At 72.9% G+C, this 21,284-nt stretch carries 21 protein-coding genes; 6 read left to right on the forward strand and 15 right to left on the reverse strand.

Annotation, left to right across the window (positions count from 1 at the left end):
* Window positions 1-599: 599 nt before the first annotated feature.
* Window positions 600-1,181, reverse strand: coding sequence for a hypothetical protein (locus tag ACFXGN_RS26130; protein WP_384863728.1), 582 nt, complete (start codon window positions 1,179-1,181; stop codon window positions 600-602).
* 414 nt (window positions 1,182-1,595) lie between these two features.
* Here ACFXGN_RS26130 and ACFXGN_RS26135 point away from each other — a divergent pair, with 414 nt between their 5' ends.
* From ACFXGN_RS26135 to ACFXGN_RS26145, 3 genes are all read left to right on the forward strand, one after another.
* Window positions 1,596-2,219 (forward strand): hypothetical protein, encoded by a 624-nt coding sequence (locus tag ACFXGN_RS26135; RefSeq protein WP_384863730.1) that lies wholly within the window; start codon window positions 1,596-1,598, stop codon window positions 2,217-2,219.
* 117 nt (window positions 2,220-2,336) lie between these two features.
* The gene (locus ACFXGN_RS26140; RefSeq protein ID WP_384863733.1) at window positions 2,337-2,831 is read left to right on the forward strand and encodes a methylated-DNA--[protein]-cysteine S-methyltransferase; all 495 of its coding nucleotides are present in this window, start codon (window positions 2,337-2,339) and stop codon (window positions 2,829-2,831) included.
* Window positions 2,828-3,451 carry an alpha-ketoglutarate-dependent dioxygenase AlkB family protein gene (locus ACFXGN_RS26145; RefSeq protein ID WP_384863736.1) on the forward strand — a complete coding sequence of 208 codons (624 nt, stop codon included), beginning with the start codon at window positions 2,828-2,830 and terminating at the stop codon, window positions 3,449-3,451. The genes ACFXGN_RS26140 and ACFXGN_RS26145 overlap by 4 nt, the downstream gene beginning before the upstream one ends.
* Window positions 3,452-3,761: 310 nt before the next feature.
* Here ACFXGN_RS26145 and ACFXGN_RS26150 read toward each other — a convergent pair whose 3' ends face one another.
* The 14 genes from ACFXGN_RS26150 to ACFXGN_RS26215 form a co-directional block, all read right to left on the reverse strand.
* Window positions 3,762-5,144: a hypothetical protein gene (locus tag ACFXGN_RS26150; protein ID WP_384863738.1), complete on the reverse strand. Its 1,383-nt coding sequence runs from the start codon at window positions 5,142-5,144 to the stop codon at window positions 3,762-3,764.
* A gap of 5 nt (window positions 5,145-5,149) precedes the next feature.
* Complete coding sequence (locus tag ACFXGN_RS26155) at window positions 5,150-5,557, reverse strand: YccF domain-containing protein (RefSeq protein ID WP_384863741.1); 408 nt, start codon at window positions 5,555-5,557, stop codon at window positions 5,150-5,152.
* Complete coding sequence (gene htpX, locus ACFXGN_RS26160) at window positions 5,554-6,417, reverse strand: zinc metalloprotease HtpX (RefSeq protein WP_384863744.1); 864 nt, start codon at window positions 6,415-6,417, stop codon at window positions 5,554-5,556. Before htpX ends, ACFXGN_RS26155 begins: the two co-directional genes overlap by 4 nt.
* Window positions 6,418-6,564: 147 nt before the next feature.
* Window positions 6,565-7,020, reverse strand: coding sequence for an MscL family protein (locus ACFXGN_RS26165; RefSeq protein WP_384863747.1), 456 nt, complete (start codon window positions 7,018-7,020; stop codon window positions 6,565-6,567).
* Between the two features lie 51 nt (window positions 7,021-7,071).
* Window positions 7,072-8,565 carry an NADH-quinone oxidoreductase subunit N gene (locus tag ACFXGN_RS26170; RefSeq protein ID WP_384863749.1) on the reverse strand — a complete coding sequence of 498 codons (1,494 nt, stop codon included), beginning with the start codon at window positions 8,563-8,565 and terminating at the stop codon, window positions 7,072-7,074.
* Window positions 8,562-10,115: a NuoM family protein gene (locus ACFXGN_RS26175; RefSeq protein WP_384863905.1), complete on the reverse strand. Its 1,554-nt coding sequence runs from the start codon at window positions 10,113-10,115 to the stop codon at window positions 8,562-8,564. Before ACFXGN_RS26175 ends, ACFXGN_RS26170 begins: the two co-directional genes overlap by 4 nt.
* Window positions 10,116-10,142: 27 nt before the next feature.
* Window positions 10,143-12,122: an NADH-quinone oxidoreductase subunit L gene (locus ACFXGN_RS26180; protein ID WP_384863752.1), complete on the reverse strand. Its 1,980-nt coding sequence runs from the start codon at window positions 12,120-12,122 to the stop codon at window positions 10,143-10,145.
* On the reverse strand, window positions 12,119-12,508 hold the full coding sequence (gene nuoK / locus ACFXGN_RS26185) for an NADH-quinone oxidoreductase subunit NuoK (RefSeq protein WP_384863754.1): 390 nt from the start codon (window positions 12,506-12,508) through the stop codon (window positions 12,119-12,121). Before nuoK ends, ACFXGN_RS26180 begins: the two co-directional genes overlap by 4 nt.
* A complete protein-coding gene (locus ACFXGN_RS26190; protein WP_384863756.1) occupies window positions 12,508-13,092 on the reverse strand; it encodes an NADH-quinone oxidoreductase subunit J in 585 nt (194 codons plus the stop codon). Before ACFXGN_RS26190 ends, nuoK begins: the two co-directional genes overlap by 1 nt.
* A complete protein-coding gene (locus ACFXGN_RS26195) occupies window positions 13,089-13,688 on the reverse strand; it encodes a NuoI/complex I 23 kDa subunit family protein (RefSeq protein ID WP_384863758.1) in 600 nt (199 codons plus the stop codon). Before ACFXGN_RS26195 ends, ACFXGN_RS26190 begins: the two co-directional genes overlap by 4 nt.
* 2 nt (window positions 13,689-13,690) lie before the next feature.
* Window positions 13,691-14,659, reverse strand: coding sequence for an NADH-quinone oxidoreductase subunit H (locus ACFXGN_RS26200; RefSeq protein ID WP_384863761.1), 969 nt, complete (start codon window positions 14,657-14,659; stop codon window positions 13,691-13,693).
* A complete protein-coding gene (locus ACFXGN_RS26205; RefSeq protein WP_384863763.1) occupies window positions 14,656-15,933 on the reverse strand; it encodes an NADH-quinone oxidoreductase subunit C in 1,278 nt (425 codons plus the stop codon). The genes ACFXGN_RS26200 and ACFXGN_RS26205 overlap by 4 nt, the downstream gene beginning before the upstream one ends.
* The gene (locus tag ACFXGN_RS26210) at window positions 15,930-16,517 is read right to left on the reverse strand and encodes an NADH-quinone oxidoreductase subunit B family protein (RefSeq protein WP_366439691.1); all 588 of its coding nucleotides are present in this window, start codon (window positions 16,515-16,517) and stop codon (window positions 15,930-15,932) included. The genes ACFXGN_RS26205 and ACFXGN_RS26210 overlap by 4 nt, the downstream gene beginning before the upstream one ends.
* Window positions 16,508-16,909: an NADH-quinone oxidoreductase subunit A gene (locus ACFXGN_RS26215; protein ID WP_384863767.1), complete on the reverse strand. Its 402-nt coding sequence runs from the start codon at window positions 16,907-16,909 to the stop codon at window positions 16,508-16,510. Before ACFXGN_RS26215 ends, ACFXGN_RS26210 begins: the two co-directional genes overlap by 10 nt.
* Window positions 16,910-17,428: 519 nt before the next feature.
* Between ACFXGN_RS26215 and ACFXGN_RS26220 the strand changes: the two genes are divergently transcribed.
* The 3 genes from ACFXGN_RS26220 (at window position 17,429) to ACFXGN_RS26230 (ending at window position 21,276) form a co-directional block, all read left to right on the forward strand.
* The gene (locus ACFXGN_RS26220) at window positions 17,429-18,610 is read left to right on the forward strand and encodes a sensor histidine kinase (protein ID WP_384863769.1); all 1,182 of its coding nucleotides are present in this window, start codon (window positions 17,429-17,431) and stop codon (window positions 18,608-18,610) included.
* Window positions 18,611-19,012: 402 nt separating this feature from the next.
* Complete coding sequence (locus ACFXGN_RS26225) at window positions 19,013-20,299, forward strand: sensor histidine kinase (RefSeq protein ID WP_384863772.1); 1,287 nt, start codon at window positions 19,013-19,015, stop codon at window positions 20,297-20,299.
* A 305-nt stretch (window positions 20,300-20,604) separates the two neighbouring features.
* On the forward strand, window positions 20,605-21,276 hold the full coding sequence (locus ACFXGN_RS26230) for a LuxR C-terminal-related transcriptional regulator (RefSeq protein ID WP_384863908.1): 672 nt from the start codon (window positions 20,605-20,607) through the stop codon (window positions 21,274-21,276).
* Window positions 21,277-21,284 lie beyond the last annotated feature (8 nt).

A 21,284-nucleotide genomic window follows, 5' to 3' on the forward strand; every position in this document is an offset into this window, starting at 1 on the left:
TACGCGCCAGCGGCGTGGATGGGCATGCGCCAGGACCGCGAGGACCATTCGACCAGGCGAGTGGTGTCGCTGAGCCTCGGTGACCGGTGAGTGCTCCACTTCGTCAACGAGAAGGGCCGGGGGCAGCCGCCCCGGACGGCGAACTACAACTGACTCATGCGAGAGCTGTCAGACGTCGGGTCTACGGTGTGGTCCGTGAGCATGAGTGACATCGACTGGGGCGATGTCCCGACCTGGATAGCAGCGCTCTTCGCCGGCGGCGCGGCCTGGTTTGTTGGGATGACGTTGCGCAGCCAGCGCAAGCAAATTGGAGAGCAGCAGGAGTTCATCCGCGAGCAATCTACGAACCTGGCTCTGGAACGTGCTGGGTTCCGGGCGCTGGCCGATGACCGGAAGCGGGCCCAAGCCGCTCAGGTTGTCCTCACAGGTCAGATCGTAGAGAGCGGTGCAGGCGTCCATGGTCCTCTGTGCGAGACCTGGCGTGCTCGCGTGGAAAACCGGAGCTCGGGGCCCATCAAGGACGTAGTAGTGCGCTACGGCCCGTCGCACACATCGATCGGCTCCTACGGTAGGAACGACCCCGATGGCCACGGCCGAAGCTACGGGGTTCCGCTGGCCATCCATCGGCGCAAATGCCGTCTTTTGCTTCCGTTCTCCGACTTCGAGCAGCATCCGACCGCGAGGCGGACGGCGTCGGACGCTGTCAGACCGGTCTTTATGAGGGCGGCGAGGTCGCCCGACAGGGCGTTGTCGACGCGGATGCTCATCCGCTTGCCAGGCTTCGACGGAGTACTCATCGCCCGGATCTCCTCGGCAGCGATCCGCAGCAGTGCGGCGTACTCCCCACGGATCTGCCCAGTGCCGGTCGGCAGTAGGGCTAGCAGTTCCCGCTCGGCGCGTCGCCCTGGTGCAGCCGGTCGGCGATGACGAGGGCCTGGGCGCGGCGCAGTGCCTCGGTCATGGCCGCAGCCGGTCGGTGGGCCGTGCAGGCAGTCGGCGAGCAGCAGCAGCGCGGTCGTGAGCGGTGCGGTGGCGGGCCAGGTCTGGCCGAAGGCGTTGCCGTGCTCGCCCTCGTGTCCGGCAGGCAAGATGCAGGGGATGCGGTTTATGCCGATGGCCGGCCCCTGCTCCCACCCGGGGCGCCGGGCGCCGCACAAGGCGGACAACACGGTCGTGCTCATGGTCAGGACTCCTTGATGCGAAGGGGTTCGGATCAAGGCCCGAGCGGCGGTGCGATCACCGCGTCGGGCCGCTTCGGCTGAGCGGCAGCCAGGCGGGGCGCGAGCCCGAAAGGGCACGGTCAGGGCACACGAGGGCCAAACGTGCTGAGATGAAGCGGCAATAACGGAGAGTGGTTTCTGCACGTCAGACCCCCTATCTGAGGTCTGACGCAGGTCAGAGACTCGTGCGGGCGGTAGGTGAACTACCGCTGAGGTTGCCGCGGGCCACGGGGGCGTCGGCGCTCCGGGCCGGAGCGCGGGTCGAGGGCACGGCAGGCACGGGAGACGTGCGTGCCGTGCCCTCGGGCCGTCCGCCCTCGGGGGCGGGTCGCGACGGTGCGGCGGGGCCGTGCGGGCGGGTGGCAGGCTGACCGCATGACCTTCGGCCCCGCCTCGGACGACACCTGGCTCACTCCCGCCGAACCGGCGCCGCTCCGGGGTGACGAGCCCTTCCGGGGCGCGGACGCGGGGACGGTGCTGGACTTCTGGCGTTACGCACTGCCCGACCTGCGGAGCAACACCACCCGGGGGCTGCTCGCGGAGTTCCTGGTGCACCGGGCGGTGGGCGCGGCGCGGCGGAACACCGAGTGGGAGAGCTTCGACGTCCTGGCGCCGGACGGCCTCAGGATCGAGGTGAAGACGAGCGCCTACCTCCAGTCGTGGCGGCAGGCCCGGTTGTCGGACATCCGTTTCTCCCGGCTGCGCGGACGCGTCTGGACCCCGGAGGGCGGCAGCGCCGCGGAGCAGTCGTACAACGCCGACGTGTACGTCTTCGCGCTCCACATCGCGCGTGACCACTCCGCGTACGATCCGCTCGACATCGGTCAGTGGCGCTTCCACGTCGCTTCCCGGGCGGCCGTCGAGGCGACCGGTCAGGCCGGCATGGGGCTGGCCTCGGTGCGGCGGCTCTGCGGCGGGCCCACGGACTACGCGGGGCTCGCGGACCGGATCGCGGCCTGCGCGCCCGCCGCTCCGGACGGCGGGACCGCCGGGGTGTGATCCGGTGCGGGGGATCTCCGCCGGGGCGTCCAGGACCGTGTCCGATTTCCGCCAGCTCCGGATCGGGTGGGGCCCGCACACTGGTACGTGGAAGACCGTGTGGGAGAGGAACCAGCCATGACCGTGTACGCGTATGTCGACGGGCCCCTGGGCGAGATGCTGCTTGTCGGGCGGCTCGTGGAGGGGCGGGTCGTGTTGTGCTCGCTGTCCCTGCCGGGGCAGAAGGGCGGCGTCGGGGTCGAGGACGGGTGGACCCTGGCGCCCGAGGCGTTCGGTGAGGTCGTCGGGCAGCTCCGGGAGTACTTCGACGGGCGCCGCGACCGGTTCGACCTGCCGTTCGCCGAGGACGCGGGGACCGAGTTCCAGCGGCGCGTCTGGGCGGCCCTGGAGGAGATCCCGTACGGCACGACCGTCTCGTACGGGGAGATCGCCCGGCGGGTCGGTTCGCCGGGCACCGGGGTACGGGCCGTGGGGACCGCCATCGGGCGCAATCCGCTGCTCGTGGTGCGGCCCTGCCACCGGGTGGTCGGGGCCGACGGGAGCCTGCGCGGGTACGCCGCCGGGCTCGACCGCAAGGAGCGGCTGCTGGGCCTGGAGGGGGCCCTGGGGTGACCGAGGGTCTGTTCCCCCGTGAGCGGGCCGTGCTCGCGCCCGGCGCCGTGCACGTACCCGGGTGGCTGTCGTTCGCGCGCCAGCGGGAGCTGGTGGAGGCCTGCCGGGAGTGGGGGCGGGGGCCGGTGCCCTACCGGCGGACCGAGCTGCCCGGCGGGGGTGTGATGTCGGTGCGCTCGCTGTGTCTGGGCCGTCGCTGGGTGCCGTACCGCTATCTCGACGCGGTCGCCGTGCCGGTGCCCGCCGCGCTCGTGGCACTCGGCCGGGAGGCGGTCGCGGAGGCGTACGGCGACGACGGGGGTTTCACGCCGGACACCGCGCTGGTGAACTTCTACGCGCCGGGGGCGCGGATGGGGATGCACCAGGACCGGGAGGAGCGTTCGGGTGCGCCGGTGGTGTCGCTGAGTCTCGGGGACCGGTGCCTGTTCCGGCTGGGGAACGAGGAGGGCCGGGGGCGGCCGTACCAGGACGTCGAGCTGGCGTCCGGGGATCTGTTCGTGTTCGGCGGGCCCTCGCGGTGGGTCCATCACGGGGTGCCCAAGGTCCTGTCGGGGACGGCCGAACCGGCGCTCGGGCTGACCGGACGGCTCAACATCACCCTGAGGGAGACCGGGCTCTAGGGCTTCCCTCCCTGACTTCCCTTTGTACGTCTTCCCTCTGCGTAACTTCCCTCTGTGCGCGGTCGCAAAGTGGGGACCTCCCCTCTGGAGGTGTTCGGGGCGAGGGGTGGTCTTCCTTGTCCCGTGTGGATCCGTCGCCGTCGCGGCTGGGCGGAGGGCCCGAGCGGGGCCTTTTCCGGTCCTATCGTCTTCTTGTCGTACGGGATTTCCGGAGCAGGTGCGGGGGCCCGCCTCGTTCGGTTCCGTGCCTCGCGGGAGCTGTGGGCCCGTCCTGTTTTGATTTGTTTTCGTTCGCTTTCGCGTACGTTCCTCATTCGAGGACGAGTCGGACTCCCGCCGCCCTGAGGCCGTCGGTGTACTCCTGGAAGGTCGCCGGGCGGGGGCCGCTCCACGGCTGGACGCCCAGACAGGCGCGGGCCACGTCGGAGCGGTGCCAGACCAGGGTGGTGTCCGCGAGGAGCTCGCCGAGGGCCCGGGGCGTCCCGACGACGCCGAGGGCGAGGCCGGGGCCGTGGACGGCCTCCCCCAGGGCGCAGTTCAGGGCGTCCTCGTCGGTGGTGTCGGTGCCGTCCAGGTGGTACGTGCTGCCGGGGACGATCTCCGGGACGCCGTACCGGCTCCGGCCCGCCTGGCGCAGCCACTCGGCGCGCGCGGCGCCGGTGAAGCGCCGCCAGGTGCCGGGCTCGGCGGGCCGGTCGCGGTGCCACAGCTCCCAGACCTCCCGGGTCTGGTGCGGCACGAGACCCGCGCGCGGGAAGGCGACGGTGAGGTCGATCAGGCCACGGCCACGGGCGGAGGTGTCCCAGCCGGTGACGCGGCCCGCCTCGGCCTCGTGGCGGCTGTCGCCGACGTGGCCGAGGACCTGGTAGCGGACGGCCTCGTACTCCTCGGCACCGGCCGCGAGGGCGTCCCGCAGACCGCCGCGCGGCGAGCAGCCGAGGAAGGTGACCTCGGTGTGGGTGCGGGTCTCCGGCGGCGAGGGGGTGACGGGGACGAGGTTGCCGCAGGGGACGGCGGGGTCCTCGGTGGCCCTGATGCCCCCGGGGTCACCGGATCCCCCCAGGCCACCGGCTCCCCCGGGCTGCCGGGCGGCCCAGGAAGACCAGGGTTCCCGGGCGTCTCCGGATTCCCGGGCGCCCCAGGATTCATGGGCGTCCCAGGATTCTCGGGCATCCCTCGCGTCCCTGGCATCCCAGGATTCCCAGGTACCTCTCGTGTCCTCGGCATCCCTGGATTCCCAGGCACCCCTCTCGTCCCCGGCACCCCCACCATCCCTGGATTCCTTGGCACCTCGGGTACTCCGGAAATCCCGGGCGTCCCTCGTATCCCCGGCATCCCCCGGGTCACCGGCGACCTCGGCGTGCCCCGTATCCCCCGGGGGTCTCCCGTGCCAGCGGCGGGGGCCGGCCTTGGACTCGACGGTGACGACGTCTCCTCGGGCGCCGAGGACGCGGCAGTCGTCGAAGCGCCAGACGAGGCCGTCGTGGGTGCGGACGTGCAGGGTGCCGAGCGGGGCGGTGCCCTCGACGACCGCCTCGGTGACGGCTCGGGCGAGTTCGCCCCGGGGTTCGCAGCCTCGGATCTCGTGGACGGCGCGGGGCCTCGGGACGGGCTCGCCGTACAGCCCGTCGACGTCCGCGCAGAACGCGAGCGCGTGACGGCCCGAGAGGAGCGCGTACCGGGGGTGGTGCACCGGGCTCAGCGGCCCTGTCCGCCGTACGCCGGATACGCCTGGTCGCTGGGGACGATCTCCTTGCCGAGGGGCAGCAGCGAGACCGGGATCATCTTGAAGTTCGCGATGCCCAGCGGGATGCCGATGATCGTGAGGCAGAGGGCGATGCCGGTGGTGATGTGGCCGAGGGCGAGCCACCAGCCCGCCAGGATCAGCCAGAGGACGTTGCCGACGCAGGAGGGGGCTCCGGCGTCACGGCGGTCCACGACGGTCTGGCCGAAGGGCCACAGGGCGTAGAGGCCGATGCGGAAGGCGGCGAAGCCGAAGGGTATGCCGATGATCGTGATGCAGAGCAGGACACCCGCCAGCATGTAGCCGAGGAACATCCAGAATCCGCAGAGGACCAGCCATATGACGTTCAGGATCGTCTTCACGGGCGGTGACCTGCCATCTTCTCTAGCCGGGCGATGCGCTCGGCCATCGGTGGATGGGTGGAGAACATCTTGGAGAGTCCCTGCCCCGGACGGAACGGGTTCGCGATCATCATGTGGCTCGCGGTCTCGATCCGGGGCTCGGGGGGCAGCGGCAGCTGCTTGGTGCCCGCCTCCAGCTTGCGCAGGGCGCTGGCCAGGGCGAGCGGGTCGCCGGTGAGCTGGGCGCCGGAGGCGTCGGCCTCGTACTCGCGGGAGCGGGAGATGGCGAGCTGGATCACCGAGGCGGCGATCGGCCCCAGGATCATGATCAGGAGCATCCCGAGCAGTCCCGGCCCGTCGTCGTCGTTGGAGCGGCCGACGGGGATCAGCCAGGCGAAGTTCACCAGGAACATGATCACCGAGGCGAGTGCTCCGGCGACCGAGGAGATGAGGATGTCCCGGTTGTAGACATGGCTCAGCTCATGGCCGATGACCCCGCGCAGTTCGCGCTCGTCCAGGATCGCGAGGATGCCCTCGGTGCAGCAGACGGCGGCGTTGCGCGGGTTGCGGCCGGTCGCGAAGGCGTTCGGCGCCTGGGTCGGCGAGATGTACAGCCGGGGCATGGGCTGACGGGCCTGGGTGGAGAGCTCCCGCACCATCCGGTAGAGGGCGGGGGCCTCGAATTCGCTGACCGGGCGGGCCCGCATGGCCCGGAGCGCCAGCTTGTCGCTGTTCCAGTACGCGTACGCGTTGGTGCCGAGCGCCACGACGAGCGCGACGATCAGTCCCGTACGCCCGAAGAAGCTGCCGATGACGATGATGAGGGCGGAGAGCCCTCCGAGGAGTACGGCGGTCCTCAGCCCGTTGTGCCGGCGGTGCACGGTACGCCCTCCAAATGGTGCGGCAGGGGAACCCTTTGCTTCGTGGTCGTCCACTCGTCCAGTGGACCCTTCCGTACTGGTCAACGCCAGGCGGGAAGCTGCGGTTCCCCCGGCCGCACCGGGGAGCGGTGTGAGCCGTTCGGGTGATCAGCGGGCGGCGGGGACCTTGGTGTGCTCCAGCGGCGTGGCGACGGGCTCGACCTCGCTGGTGCAGTGGGCGCAGCGGGTGGCGATGGCCGGGATCTCGGTGAAGCAGCGGGGGCAGTCGCGCTTCTCGGCCTTGGGGTCGGCGGCCTCCGCCTTGGCGAACCTGTCCTGGACCTTCGCCAGCGGGGCGACGATCAGGAAGTAGAGGACGGCGGCGGTGATCACGAAGGCGATGGCGGCGGAGATCGCCAGACCGTAGGGGAAGACGGTCCTGCCGACGTGGAACTGCGCGTCGTTGAAGTTGCCGACGGAGCCGGTGGCGAGACCGATGAGGGGGGTGATGAACGCCTTGCTGAAGCCGGTGACGACGGCCGTGAACGCGGTTCCGACGGCCAGGCCGATGGCCATCGAGATGACGTTCCCGCGAAGGATGAAGTCCTTGAATCCGTTCAGCACGGGGTGAAGCTCCTCGGTCTTTTTCTGTGGGGGGGACAGTTCTGGGGGGGGTCAGAACAGGCTGTTCGCGGCGAAGCGGAGGGCGAACTGCGGATAGCCCGACAGGACGGCTCCGGCGGCGGCGGTCAGCGCGATCGCCGCGGTGACCGGCACGGGGGCCCGGTGGGGAACGGCCCCGCCCTCGGGAGCGCGGAACAGCAGCGCGGTCCAGCGGAGGTAGTAGTACAGCGCGATCACGACGTTCAGGGCCATGACCACGGCCAGCCAGCCGAGGCCCGCGTCGACGGCCGCCGAGAAGACGGTCACCTTGGCGAAGAGGCCGATGATACCCGGGGGCAGACCGGCCAGGTTCAGCAGGAAGAAGGCGAGCGCGAGGGCGGCTGCGGGGGCCGTCGCGAACAGGCCCCGGTAGTCGGCGAGGCGGTTCTCCGGGTGGCGGCGGGCGACCAGCGCGACCACCGCGAACGCGCCGAGGTTCACGACGGCGTACATCAGGGCGTACGCGACGGTGGCGCCGATCTGGTCGTCGCCGGAGTACGCGGCGGCGGCGATCGGCACCAGGAGGTAGCCCGCCTGGGCGACGGACGACCAGGCGAGGAGCCGTACCGCGCTCCACGCGCGGGTGGACGACTGGCGCAGGGCGGCGACGTTGCCCGCGGTCATGGTCAGCGCGGCCAGGACGGCGAGCGCGGGCCCCCACACGTCCGCGTACGAGGGGAAGGCGACGACCGTCACCAGGATGAGCCCGGTGAAGCCGACGGCCTTGCCGACCACCGAGAGGTAGGCGGCCACCGGCAGCGGGGCGCCGACGTAGGTGTCGGGGACCCAGAAGTGGAAGGGGACGGCGGCCGTCTTGAAGGCGAAGCCGACCAGGGTGAGGGCCACGCCCGTCCCGACGAGGGTCTGGAGCTGACCGGGCACGTCGTCGAGGCGGTGGGCCAGCTCGGTCAGGTGGAGGGTGCCGGTCGCCGCGTAGACGAAGCTCACCCCGAGCAGGGTGACGGCGGTCGCGGTGACCGACGACAGGAAGAACTTGAGCGCCGCCTCGCCGGACCTGCGGTCGCCGCGCTTGAGGCCGACGAGCGCGAACGCGGGCAGCGAGGCCACTTCGAGGGCGACGACGAGGGTCGCCAGGTCGCGGGAGGCGGGCAGCAGGGCGGCTCCGGCGGCCGAGGCGAGGAGCAGGAACCAGAACTCGCCCGCCGGGAGCCTCTCGCGGGTCTCGGTGAAGGAGAGCAGCGCGGTGACGAGCGCGCCGCCGAGGACCAGGAGCTGGATGACGAGGGTGAAGTGGTCGGCGGTGTAGCTGCACGCCCTGACCTGGGTGTCGGCCGTCAGGCAGAACGTCGAGCGGTCACCGGCCCGCAGCGGCACGAGGAGCGCGAGGGAGACGGCCAGACCGCCGGTCGCCGTCCAGCCGAGGACGGCCTTGCGCCCCTCGGGGACGAACAGGTCCGCGACGAGGACCACGAGGGCGGTCAGGGCCGTCAGGGTCGGGGGCGCGATCGTGAGCCAGTCGACGGACTGGACGAGCGACGAGGTCACTGGGTGCCTCCGGCGAGGAGCTTCTGGACGGCCGGGTCGGTGAGGCCGAGGAGGACCGCGGGCCAGAGTCCGGCGAGGACGGTGAGGGCGACGAGCGGGGTCCAGGCGGCGAACTCGTACCCCTGGACGTCCGCGATCGGCGGCTCCCCCGCGGGCCGGGGGTCGCCCATGCAGACCCGGCGGACGACGAGGAGCAGATAGGCGGCGGTGAGGAGGGTGCCGAACGCGCCGATCGCCATGAAGGTGAGGAACGCGGGGCGGCTGAGGCCCTCGGCCGGGTCGAAGGCGCCGAACAGGGCCAGCATCTCGCCCCAGAACCCGGCGAGCCCCGGCAGGCCGAGGGAGGCGACGGCGGCGAACGCGAGGAGCGCGCCGAGGCGGGGGGCCCGGCCGTAGAGGGCGGCGCCGGTGGCCCCGGCGAGGGTGTCCAGGTCGGCGGTGCCGTACCGGTCCTTGACCGCGCCGACCAGGAAGAACAGCAGGCCGGTGACGAGGCCGTGGGCGATGTTGGCGAAGAGGGCGCCGTTGACGCCGGTGGGGGTCATGGTGGCGATGCCGAGGAGGACGAAGCCCATGTGGCCGACGGAGGAGTACGCGACGAGCCGCTTGAGGTCGCCCTTGTTGCCGGGCCGGACCAGGGCGAGGCAGGCGAGCGAACCGTAGACGATCCCGACGACGGCGAAGGCCGCGAGGTACGGGGCGAAGGTCCGCATCCCGTCGGGGGCGATCGGCAGCACGATCCGGACGAAGCCGTACGTGCCCATCTTGAGCAGCACTCCGGCGAGGAGGACCGAGCCGACCGTCGGGGCGGCGGTGTGGGCGTCCGGGAGCCAGCTGTGCAGCGGCCACATCGGGGTCTTCACCGCGAGCCCGAGCGCGATCGCCAGGACGGCGACGACCTGCACCGACGCGGTCAGGCCCCGGCCGTTGTCGGCGGCCAGTGCCACCATGTCGAACGTGCCCGCCTTCACGCCGATGAGGAGCAGGCCGAGCAGCATGACGACCGAGCCGAGCAGCGTGTAGAGGATGAACTTCCAGGCGGCGGCGCGCCGGGCCCCTCCGCCCCAGCGGGCGATGAGGAAGTACATCGGGACGAGGACCGTCTCGAAGGCCAGGAAGAACAGGACGAGGTCGAGGACGGCGAAGGTGGCGAGGGTGCCGGACTCCAGGACGAGGAGCAGGGCGACGAAGGCCTTGGGGGACGGGCCCTCGGGCATCTTGTGGTAGCTGTACAGCGCGCAGAGGAAGGACAGGAGCGCGGTCAGGACCAGGAGGGGGAGGGAGATGCCGTCGACACCGAGGTGGACACGCACGTCGAGTGCCCTGATCCAGCTGATGTCCGTCGTGGCCTGCATCCTCGACGGACTGTCGTGGTCGAAGCCGAGGACGAGGACGATCGCGCCGAGGAGGACCGCGCCGGTGACGGCGACACCGTGCCGCAGGACGGCCTGTTCGGGCGACTTCCCCTTCAGCCCCGGCGGGGCGGGGAGGAAGGCGGCGGCGGCGCCGACGAGCGGCCCGGCGACGATCGCCACGAGGAGGAACCGCATCACGGATTCGGGGATGTCGAGCACGGCTCACGCTCCGGCGTTGGCGAGGGCGACGGCGACGATCGCCAGGACGACGGAACCGGCGAGCAGGGCGCTGAGATAGGTCTGCACGTTGCCGGTCTGGGCGCGGCGGACGAGTCGGCCGAGGACCTTGGCGGAGCCCGCAGCCCCGCTCACATAGGTGTCGACGACCTCGCGGTCCAGGAAGCGGACCAGGGAGGCGGCGGCGAGGACGGGCCGGACGAAGAGGGTCCGGTGGACGGCGTCCAGGTGGAAGCCGTCGGCGGCCGGGCCGTGCAGCGGGCCCAGGAGGGCGCGGCCCGGGTCGGCCGGGTCCTCGGCGGGGTGCGGCAGCCGTAGCGCCTCCGCCTCGACGAGACCGGCGTCGGTGTCCGGGCGGTCCAGGTCGACGTGCGGGGCGGGGGCGGCGGCCGGGGTCCTGGCGGCGAGGGCGCGCCAGAGCGCGTAGGTGACGGCCGCTCCGGCGACGGCGAGCCCGGTGCCGAGGACGGCGGTGGTGAGCGTCGGGGTGAGGGGGTTCCCGTCGAACCAGTCGTCGAGGTAGGCGGCGGTGAGGCCGAAGCCGAGGGAGGGGATCGCGAGGACCCACAGGACGGCGGTCATGGCGATCGGCTGGCGGCCGTGGTCCGGGACGGCCGGGCCCCGGCCCCGGAAGGTCCGCAGCCAGAGGCGGAGCGCGTAGGCGGCGGTGAGGAGGGCGGTCAGGAGCCCGGCGACGAGGACGGTCCAGCCCGCCCCGGCGGGGGCGGCGGTCCGCTCGCCGAGTGCGGTGTGCTCGGCGGCCACCAGGACGGCCTCCTTGGAGAAGAAGCCCGCGAACGGCGGGATCGCGGCGAGCGCCAGCAGGGCGACGGTCATCGTCCAGTACGCGTCGGGGACGCGCTTGGCGAGGCCGCTCACGCGGGACATCGCGGTCAGCGAGTTCGTCCCGGCGGCGTGGATGACGGCGCCCGCGGCGAGGAAGAGGAGCGCCTTGAAGGCGGCGTGCGAGAGGAGGTGGAAGACGGCGGCGCCCCGGTCGCCGACGGCGAGGGCACCGGCCATGTAGCCGAGCTGGCCGATCGTCGAGTAGGCCAGGACGCGTTTGATGTCGTCCTGGGCGAGGGCGGCGAGCGCCGAGCCGACCATGGTGATCGCGGCCATCACCGCGAGCACGGTCATGGCGGCGGCGGAGGCGGCGAAGACGGGCAGCAGCCGGGCGGTGAAGTAGATGCCGGCGGCGACCATCGTCGCCGCGTGGATGAGCGCGGAGACGGGGGTGGGTCCGGCCATGGCGTCGGGGAGCCAGGTGTGCAGCGGGAACTGCGCCGACTTGCCCGCGACACCGGCGAGCAGCAGCAGCGCGATCAGGGTGGGGTGGTCGAGGCCGCCGCTCGCGACGGCGCCGAGGACGCCGGTGATGCGGAAGGTGCCCGCGTCGGCGGCGAGCGCGAAGAGGCCGATGAGGAAGGGGACGTCACCGAGTTTGGTGACGAGGAAGGCCTTCAGGGAGGCGGCGCGGGCCTCGGGGGTCTCCCAGTAGTGGCCGACGAGGAAGTACGAGCAGATGCCCATGACCTCCCAGCCGACGAGGAGGACCATCAGGTCGCCGGAGTAGACGACGAGCAGCATCGCGGCGGTGAAGAGGGAGACGAGCGCGGCGTACGAGGGGTAGCGCGGGTCCTCGCGGAGGTAGCCGGTCGAGTAGATCTGCACACAGGTGGCGACCACGCCGACGAGGACGGCGACGAGGGCCGCGAATCCGTCGATGTGGAGGGCCAGGTCGATCGGGACCGAGCCGGTGGGGGTGAGCTGGGTGGCGGCGTCGACCGCCTTCCCGCCGCCCTGCCGGAAGGCGACGAGCACGGCCAGGACGGCGGCGGCGAGCGTCGGCAGCACGGCCAGCGGGCGGACGAATCCGGGCGCCTTCCGGCCGAGGAGGAGTCCGGCGGCGGAGCCGAGGAACGGCAGGAGCGGGACGAGGACGGCCAGGGTCGTGGTGGTCACGCGGTGGCCTCGGCCTTCTCGCCGGTGGGCGTCTCGTCGGTGCGGGTCCCGGGCGGGCCGTCCGGGGAGCCGGGGCCGGGGTGCTCCGCCGTGTCGCGGAGCCGGTCGATGTCCGAGGTGCCCCGGTTGCGGTAGACCATCAGGACGATCGCGAGGCCGATGCCGATCTCGGCGGCGGCGACGGCGATGGTGAAGAGGGTGAGGGCCTGTCCGGCGTGGAGGGCGTCGCGGAGCCAGACGTCGAAGGCGACCAGGTTCAGGTTGACGGCGTTGAGCATCAGCTCGACGGACATCAGGACCAGGATCGCGTTGCGGCGGGCGAGGACGCCGTAGACGCCGACGCAGAAGAGGAGGGCGGCCAGGACCGCCGGGTAGGCGAGGTGCATCAGTTCTCCTCATCCTTCTTCTTCCGGGACAGCACGATGGAGCCGACCAGGGCGGCGAGCAGGAGCACGGACAGCGCCTCGAACGGCAGGACCCAGTGCCGGAAGAGGATCGAGCCGGTCACCTCGGTGGAGCCCTGTACGGCTCCGTCCAGGTCGATCCAGGTGGCGCGGAACGCGTCGACGACGACCCAGACGAGCGCGACCGCGGCGGTCACGGCGACCGCGAGGGCGACCGGCCGGTTGCCGGAGTCGGCGTCCGGGGAGCGTCCGATGGGGGCCTTGGTGAGCATGAGGCCGAAGAGGAGGAGGACGACGACGGAGCCGACGTAGATCAGGACCTGGACCCAGGCGATGAACTCGGCCGTCAGGAGCAGGTACTCGACGGCGAGGCCGCCGAGCGCCACGACCAGCCAGAGCGCGGCGTGCACGAGCTGCCGGGTGGTGACCGTGACGACGGCCGCGCCGAGGGTGACGAGTCCGACCAGGACGAAGGCGATCTCGACGCCCGTCGGGGAGAGGAAGCCGTGGGTCTGCTGCTGTGCGGCGGTGGCCGTGGCCGCCGCCGTGGTGACTGCCGGGATCACGCCTGGTCCTCCTGGGCCGCGGCCTCCGCGGCTGTCTCCTGGGCCGCGGCCTCCGCGGCTGCCTTCTCGGCCGCCGCCGCTGCCTTCTCGGCCGTCTTGCGGGCCGCGGCGATCTCCTTCGGTTCCTCCGCGCGCGGGTCGAGCGCGGGCGGTTCGGGGACCGTCCACATCCACTCGCGGAGCTTGTCGCGTTCGTGCGTCAGCTCGTGGATGTCGGTCTCCGCGTACTCGAACTCCGGCGACCAGAACAGCGCGTCGAAGGGGCACACCTCGATGCAGATGCCGCAGTACATGCAGAGCGAGAAGTCGATGGCGAACCGGTCGAGGACGTTCCGGCTGCGCTCCCGGCCGCCGGGGGCGGCGGCCGGGACGGTCTCCTTGTGGGAGTCGATGTAGATGCACCAGTCGGGGCACTCGCGGGCGCAGAGCATACAGACCGTGCAGTTCTCCTCGAACAGTCCGATGACCCCGCGCGTGCGGGGCGGCAGTTCGGGCTGGACGTCCGGGTACCGGGCGGTGACGGTCTTCCTCGTCATCGTGCGGAGCGTGACGGCGAGGCCCTTGGCGAGGCCGGAGCCGGGGATCGGGGGGGCCATGGTTACTGGATCGCCACCTTCACGATGCCGGTGAGCGCGATCTGCGCGAGCGCGAGCGGGACGAGGGTCGTCCAGGCGAACTTCTGGAGCTGGTCCTCGCGGAGCCGGGGGTAGCTGACCCGGAGCCAGATCACGACGAACGCGAGGACGGCGGTCTTGAGGAGCGTCCAGGCCCAGCCGAGGCCGTCGCCGCCGAACGGGCCGTGCCAGCCGCCGAGGAACAGGACGGTGGTGAGGCCGCACAGGACGACGATGCCCGCGTACTCGGCGAGCAGGAACAGGGCGAAGCGCAGGCCGGTGTACTCGGTGTACGCGCCGAAGATGATCTCCGAGTCGGCGACCGGCATGTCGAACGGGGGCCGCTGGAGCTCGGCGAGGCCCGCCACGAAGAACACCAGGGCGCCGACGATCTGCCAGGGCAGCCACCACCACGCGAAGGCGTCCAGGATGCCGGGGAGGGAGACGGTGCCCGCCGCCATCGCCACGGAGGCGGCGGCGAGCAGCATCGGCAGCTCGTACGCGAGGAGCTGGGCGGCGGTCCTGAGTCCGCCGAGCAGCGAGAACTTGTTCGCGGACGCCCATCCGGCCATCAGGCTGCCGAGGACGCCGACGCCCATCACGGCGAGGACGAAGAAGATGCCCGCGTCGATCACCTGCCCGACGGCGCCCTCGCCCGGACCGACCGGGATCGCGAGGAGGACGAGCAGGTACGGGAGGAGGGCGACGGCCGGGGCGAGCTGGAAGATCCGCCGGTCGGCGGCGGCCGGGACCACGTCCTCCTTCTGCGCGAACTTCACCCCGTCGGCGACGAGCTGGGCCCAGCCGTGGAAACCACCGGCGTACATGGGCCCGAGGCGGCCCTGCATATGGGCCATGACCTTGTGCTCGGTCTGCCCGACGACGAGCGGCAGCACGAGGAAGAGCACGAAGACGACGAGCAGCCGGAGGGCGACGTCGAGCACGTCGTTCACGCGGGATCGCCTCCGGCGGGGTGGGTGGGATCGGACGGGGGGGTGGGGGGCTCGCGGTCGCCTCCGGCGGAGTCGCCTTCGGCGGGGCGGGGCCGGGACTCGGGGGCGGGGGCCGGGGGCGGGCCCGGCTCAGGGGCCAGGTCCGGGCCCGGGGCCTCGTCCGGGGCCTCGTCCGGTGTGTCGAAGGCCGGGCGGGCGTGGTGCCACGGGGCGTCCGCGCTGCGGGTGCGCGGGGTGGCCTGCGGCTCCGTACCGCCCTCCGGCGGCTGAGCCTGACTCACGGACCCGTCCGAAGCCGAACGGGAACGGCGGGGCGGCGCCTGACTCGCCGAGCCGTCCGAGGCCGAGCGCGAGCGGCGCGGCGGGGCGGTCGGCGGGGCCTCCGGCGCGGGCGACGCGTCCGGCTCCGGTGCCGGGAGCGCCTGGCTCGCCGAGCCGTCTGCGGCCGAGCGGGAGCGGCGGGGCGGGCCGGTCGGCGGGGCCTCCAGCGTGGGCGACGCGTCCGGCTCCGGTGTCGGCGGCGACTGGCTCGCCGAGCCGTCCGACGCCGAGCGGGAGCGGCGCGGCGGGCGGGTCTCCGGGGTGTCCGGTGGGGTGGGGGGCGGGGTCGTCGGGGCGTCCGTCGTCGTGCGGACGCGGCGGGGCGGGCGGTCGCCGGTGGCCGCGCGGGACGGGCGGGCCGGGGCCGGGGGGAGCTGGCCCTTCAGGGGGCCCCACTCGTTGGGGTCCGGGACGCCCGGCGGGAGCATCTGGCGGCGCTTGGGCCCGCCGTCGTGGGACTCGCCGGGTTCCTTCGCGCCGGGCCACGCCTTGGCGACCCGGGCCGCGAGGACGAAGTCCTTGCGCAGCGGGTGGCCCTCGAAGTTCTCGGGGAGGAGCAGCGGCACCAGGTGCGGGTGGCCGGTGAAGTCCACGCCGAACATCTCGTGGGTCTCGCGCTCGTGCCAGCCCGCGCCCGCGTAGACGCCCACCGCCGTGGGCAGGACGGCGGCCTCGTGCGGGACGGTCGTACGGACGAGGAGGCGGCGCGGGCGGCCGTCCGCGAGGGCCACCACGTGGGCGCAGACGCGGAAGCCGGTGCCGGGTTCGTCGACCGCGCTGAGCCAGTCGAAGTAGGCGCAGCCGAGGGTGTCGCGGGCCGTCTCCAGGGCGGTGAGCCAGGACGCGGGGGGCACGTCGACGGTCAGCAGGTCGTACGCGTGCTCCGCCGTCGCCGTCCCACCGAAGAGCTCCGTGACGGCGCCGGGCAGGGAGTCGTACGCGGCGGCGGTCATGCCGTGCCTCCCGGCGGGGGCGTCAGCGGGCTGGTCAGCTGGGAGACCGTGGCGGCGGTGGCGTACCGCTCGGCGAGGTTCTCGCGGGCGATCTTCTCCTGGAGCTTGAGGATGCCCTGGAGGAGCGCCTCGGGGCGGGGCGGGCAGCCCGGCACGTACACGTCGACGGGGATGATCTGGTCGACGCCCTTGGTGACGGAGTACGAGTCCCAGTACGGGCCGCCGCAGTTGGAGCAGGCGCCGAAGGAGATGACGTACTTCGGCTCGGGCATCTGCTCGTACAGGCGCTTCACGGCCGGTGCCATCTTGTCGGTCACCGTGCCGGAGACGATCATGAGGTCGGCCTGGCGCGGGCCGGGCGCGAAGGGGATCACGCCGAGCCGGATGAAGTCGTGCCGGGCCATGGACGCGGCGATGAACTCGATCGCGCAGCAGGCGAGCCCGAAGTTGAAGACCCAGAGGCTGTAGCGGCGGCCCCAGTTGAGGACCACCTTCATCGGCTCGGGGGCGAGGCGGGCGAGCGGCCCCAGTTTCGGCGCGGGCAGGGGCACGGGCCCCTCGCCGGATCCGGGTGTCACATCCATGACAGGACGCCCTTCTTGTACGCGTAGAGCAGTCCCACGGCCAGGAAGCCGAGGAAGACGAACATCTCGACCAGGGTCGTGGCGCCGTAGCCGGGCGCCGCGAAGACCGTCGCCCAGGGGAACAGGAAGATCGAGTCGACGGCGAAGATCACGTAGAGGAAGGCGTACACGTAGTAGCGGACCTGGGTGTGGGCCCAGCCCTCCCCCACCGGGTCGACGCCGCACTCGTAGGTGAGGAGCTTCTCGGGCGTCGGCACGACGGGCCGCAGCAGGCGGCCGGCGCCGAACGCCACGGCGACGAAGAGCACGCCGACGACGGCGAGCAGGCCGACGACGGAGTACGTCTGGAAGTAGTCCGCCGCGTCGGCCGCGACAACGGTCGGTTCCCGCACGTCCGCCCCTCGGTCTCGGTGTCTCAGGAGTCACTTCTGTCGGACGCGAGTCTAGGCCCTGCTAAAGGGACCGTAAGCAGTCCCGTACGGCCCTGGTGGTGCGGTCCGGGCGGGGCGGGCGTACGGCTCCGGCCGGGACGCGGCGGGGGTCCGACTGGGGTTCGACGGGAGTTCGACGGGGGTCCGGTGGCGGGGGGACGGGGTGCGTGCGGGGGTACGGGGGCCTCCGGCGGGCGCGGCGGCGGGTCTTAGGCGAGGCCGGGGCGGTGGGCACGGCCGGGGTGCGGTGGGGCGTCGCGGTGGGGTGTCGCGGTGGGGCGCGGCCGGAGTTCGGGGAGGTCGGGAGGGGGTGCGTACGGGGACGGGAGAGGGGTCCGGCCAGGGGGCGGGAGAGGGGTCCGGCCAGGGACGGGAGAGAGGTCCGGCCAGGGGGCGGGAGGGTGCGGTGGGGATATCCCCCCTTCCGCTCACCCACCTCCCCCATGGCGCCGGGCACGGCACGACCGGCAGGCTGGGAGCATGACCGCCGATCTTGACCCCGTCGAGGCCCGTGACCCCGCCGCCGTCCCGCCGTCCCCGAAGTTCACCGCGTACGGGAAGGAGACCTGGAAGGAGCTCGTCTTCCTGCTCTCCAATCTCTTCACGGCGCTGGTCGGCTTCGTGTACTCGGTGGTGAGCGTCCTGCTCGGGGTGGGCCTCTCGGTCACCGTGATCGGGCTGCCGCTGCTCGCGCTCGGGCTCGGCGGCGCGCGGCTGATCGGGCGGGCGGAACGGGGGCGGGCGCGGGCGCTGCTGGGGGTGAAGGTGGCCGAGCCGTCGCCGCTGCCGTCGCGCGGGGGCTTCTTCGGCTGGCTGTGGGGTTCGCTGAAGGACCCGGTGGCGTGGCGGACCCAGTTGTACGGGCTGATCCGGCTGCCGTGGGGCATCCTCACGTTCACCGTGGCGCTGGTCTCGCTGATCGTGCTCTGGCCCGTGCTGCCGTTCCTGGCGCGGGGCCTGGCGAACGCGGACCGGGGCATGGTCCGGGGGCTGCTCTCGCCCTCCGACGAGCTGGAGCGGCGGATCGCCGAGCTGGAGTCGGACCGGGGGGTGGTCGTCGACACCGCCGCCGCCGATCTGCGGCGCATCGAGCGGGACCTGCACGACGGGGCGCAGGCGCGGCTGGTCGCGCTCGCGATGGGGCTCGGTCTCGCGAAGGAGAAGCTGCTGCACGATCCGGAGGCGGCGGCGACGATGGTCGACGAGGCGCACGGCGAGGTGAAGCTGGCGCTCCAGGAACTGCGGGACCTGGCCCGGGGCATCCACCCGGCGGTCCTGACCGACCGGGGCCTCGACGCGGCCCTGTCGGCGGTGGCGGGGCGGTGCACGGTGCCGGTGCGGGTGACCGTCGATCTGGCGGAACGGCCCGCGGAGGCGATCGAGGGCATCGCGTACTTCACGGTGTCGGAGCTGCTGCAGAACGTCTCCAAGCACGCGCGGGCCCGGTCCGCGTCGGTGGAGGCGTGGCGGGCGGGCGACCGGCTGATGCTCCGGGTCGGGGACGACGGGGCGGGCGGGGCGCGGTTCGGCGGCGGTACGGGCCTCGCGGGGCTCGCGGAGCGGCTGGGCGCGGTGGACGGCCTGCTGGTCCTGGACTCGCCGGAGGGCGGCCCGACGACGGTGACGGCGGAACTGCCGTGGCGGTCCCGCCCCGGGCTGTGAGCGGTCCCCCTGCGGGGGGGGCTGGCGGGGAGCGGTTCCGGTCCGGGAGCGGTTCCGGTCCGGTGACCGGTGACCGGTTCCGGCCGCTTCCGGTCCGGGAATCGCCGTCCTGACCGGTGGCCGGTCCCGGGCCGTGACCGCTTCCGCCCGGTGGACCGCCGTCCCGGCCGTGACCACTCCCGGTCGCCGACCGGGCTCGCGTCGGCCGTACGTACGACCACGGGGGCACCCGGGGGCCCTGGCTCCCGGGTGCCCCCGGTGCGTGGCCGGGCACCGGTCCGGCGGCGCGGGTAGGGAAAACCCCCGCCCCGGGACGCCCACCCGCCTCATGGTCCGGCGGGGCCGGACACGGAACCCTGGAACACGTACCGCCCGCCCTCCCGAGCAGAGAAGGACCCCCCGATGGACTCCCCCCGCCTTCCCGCCGCGATCCGCGCGCCGTTCGAGGCCCGCACCTGGCGGGCCCTGTTGTACGTGCTGATCGGGCTGCCGCTGAGCGTCGTCTGGTTCGCGCTGTCCGTGGCGTTCGCCTCGGCCGGTGCCGGACTGCTGGTCACCTTCCTCGGGGTGCCGATCCTCGCCGGGGCGCTCGCGATGTGCCGGGGCTTCGGGGCGGTCGAGCGGGCCAGGGCGCGCGGGCTCCTCGGGCTCGACGTGCGGGCGCCGGAGCCGGTGCGGGGGAAGACGGGCGGCGCGTTCTCGTGGATGGGCGCGATGCTGAAGAGCGGGGCCTCCTGGCGGCATCTGCTGTACGCGCTGCTGCACATGCCGTGGGCGGTGTTCTCGTTCTCGGTGACGGTGGCGTTCTGGAGCTGGGGCTGGGGCCTGTTCACGTATCCGCTGTGGCAGTGGGTCTTCCCCGCGTACGTGGGGCAGGACGGCATCCAGCTGTACGGCGACGGGACGCACGACTTCTATCTGGACTCGTCCTTCGAGATCGCCGTGACGTGCCTCGTCGGACTGCTGTTCGTGATGATGGGGCCGTGGCTGCTGCGCGGGTTCGTCGCCGTGGACCGGCTGCTCGTGTCGGGGCTGCTCGGCCCCTCCCGGCTCGCGTCCCGGGTGACGGAGCTGGAGTCGGACCGGGGCGTGGTGGTCGACACCGCCGCCGCCGATCTGCGGCGCATCGAGCGGGACCTGCACGACGGGGCGCAGGCGCGGCTCTCGGCGCTCGCCATGGACCTGGGGCTCGCCAAGGAGAAGGTGGCGCGGGACCCGGAGGCGGCAGCGGTGCTGGTGGACGAGGCGCACGGCGAGGTGAAGCTGGCGCTCCAGGAGCTGCGGGCGCTGGCCCGGGGCATCCACCCGGCGGTCCTGACCGACCGGGGTCTCGACGCGGCCCTGTCGGCGGTGGCGGGGCGGTGCGCGGTGCCGGTGGCGGTGGACGTGGACCTGCCGGCGCGGCCGGTGGCGGCGATCGAGGGGACCGCGTACTTCACGGTGTCGGAGCTGCTGGAGAACGTCTCGAAGCACGCGCGGGCGCGCCGGGCGTGGGTGGACGTGTGGCGCGCGGGCGACCGGCTGATGATCCAGGTCAGGGACGACGGGGTGGGTGGCGCGGAGACCACGGCGGGCCGGAGCCTGGCGGGTCTGGCGGAGCGGGTCGGCGCGGTCGACGGGGTGCTGGCGGTGGACTCGCCGACGGGCGGCCCGACGACGGTGACGGTGGAGCTGCCCTGGCGGGCGTGACGCCCCCGTCCGGGCGGGCAAGGGGTGCATGACACCCTTGCCCGCCCGGACCGCCGTGACGCTCCGCCCGTCCGGGCCCCCATGACACCCCTGCCCGCCCGGGCCACCGTGACGCTCCGCCCGTCCGGGCCCCCATGACACCCCCGCCCGTCCGGACCGTCGTCGCACCCCACCGCCCCCGGCGGGTGCCGTGCCCGTCCCGACGGGAACCCTGCGATGCTGGCCGGGGCGTCCCCCGTGGTCCGGAGGGCGCCGACGAGTCGATCGACAGGGCATGGGGGCTGCGGGGCGTGGGCGTGCAGGATGTGGCGGGACGGGTACGAGTGGTCATCGCCGAGGATTCCGTACTCCTTCGGGAGGGGCTGACGAGGCTGCTGACCGATCTGGGGCACGAGGTGGTCGCCGGGGTCGGTGACGGGGAGGCGCTCGTCGGGACCGTCGCCGCGCTGGCGGCCGAGGGGGCGCTGCCGGACGTGGTGGTGGCGGACGTGCGGATGCCGCCGACGCACACCGACGAGGGGGTGCGGGCGGCGGTGCGGCTGCGCAAGGAGCATCCGGGGCTCGGGGTGCTGGTGCTGTCGCAGTACGTGGAGGAGCAGTACGCCACCGAACTGCTGGCCGGTTCCTCGCGGGGCGTCGGCTACCTCCTGAAGGACCGGGTCGCGGAGGTCCGGGAGTTCGTGGACGCGGTGGTCCGGGTCGCCGGGGGCGGTACGGCGCTCGATCCGGAGGTCGTACAGCAGTTGCTGGGCCGGAGCCGTCAGCAGGACGTCCTGGCGAACCTGACACCGCGCGAGCGGGAGGTCCTCGGTCTGATGGCGGAGGGCCGGACGAACTCGGCCATCGCGAAAGCGCTGGTGGTGAGCGACGGCGCGGTGGAGAAGCACATCAGCAACATCTTCCTGAAGCTGGGGCTCTCGCCGAGTGAAGGGGATCACCGACGGGTACTGGCGGTGTTGACGTATCTGAAATCCTGAGGATCTGA

It is taken from the genome of Streptomyces sp. NPDC059247, from assembly GCF_042754005.1.
In the GTDB taxonomy this organism is placed as follows: domain Bacteria; phylum Actinomycetota; class Actinomycetes; order Streptomycetales; family Streptomycetaceae; genus Streptomyces.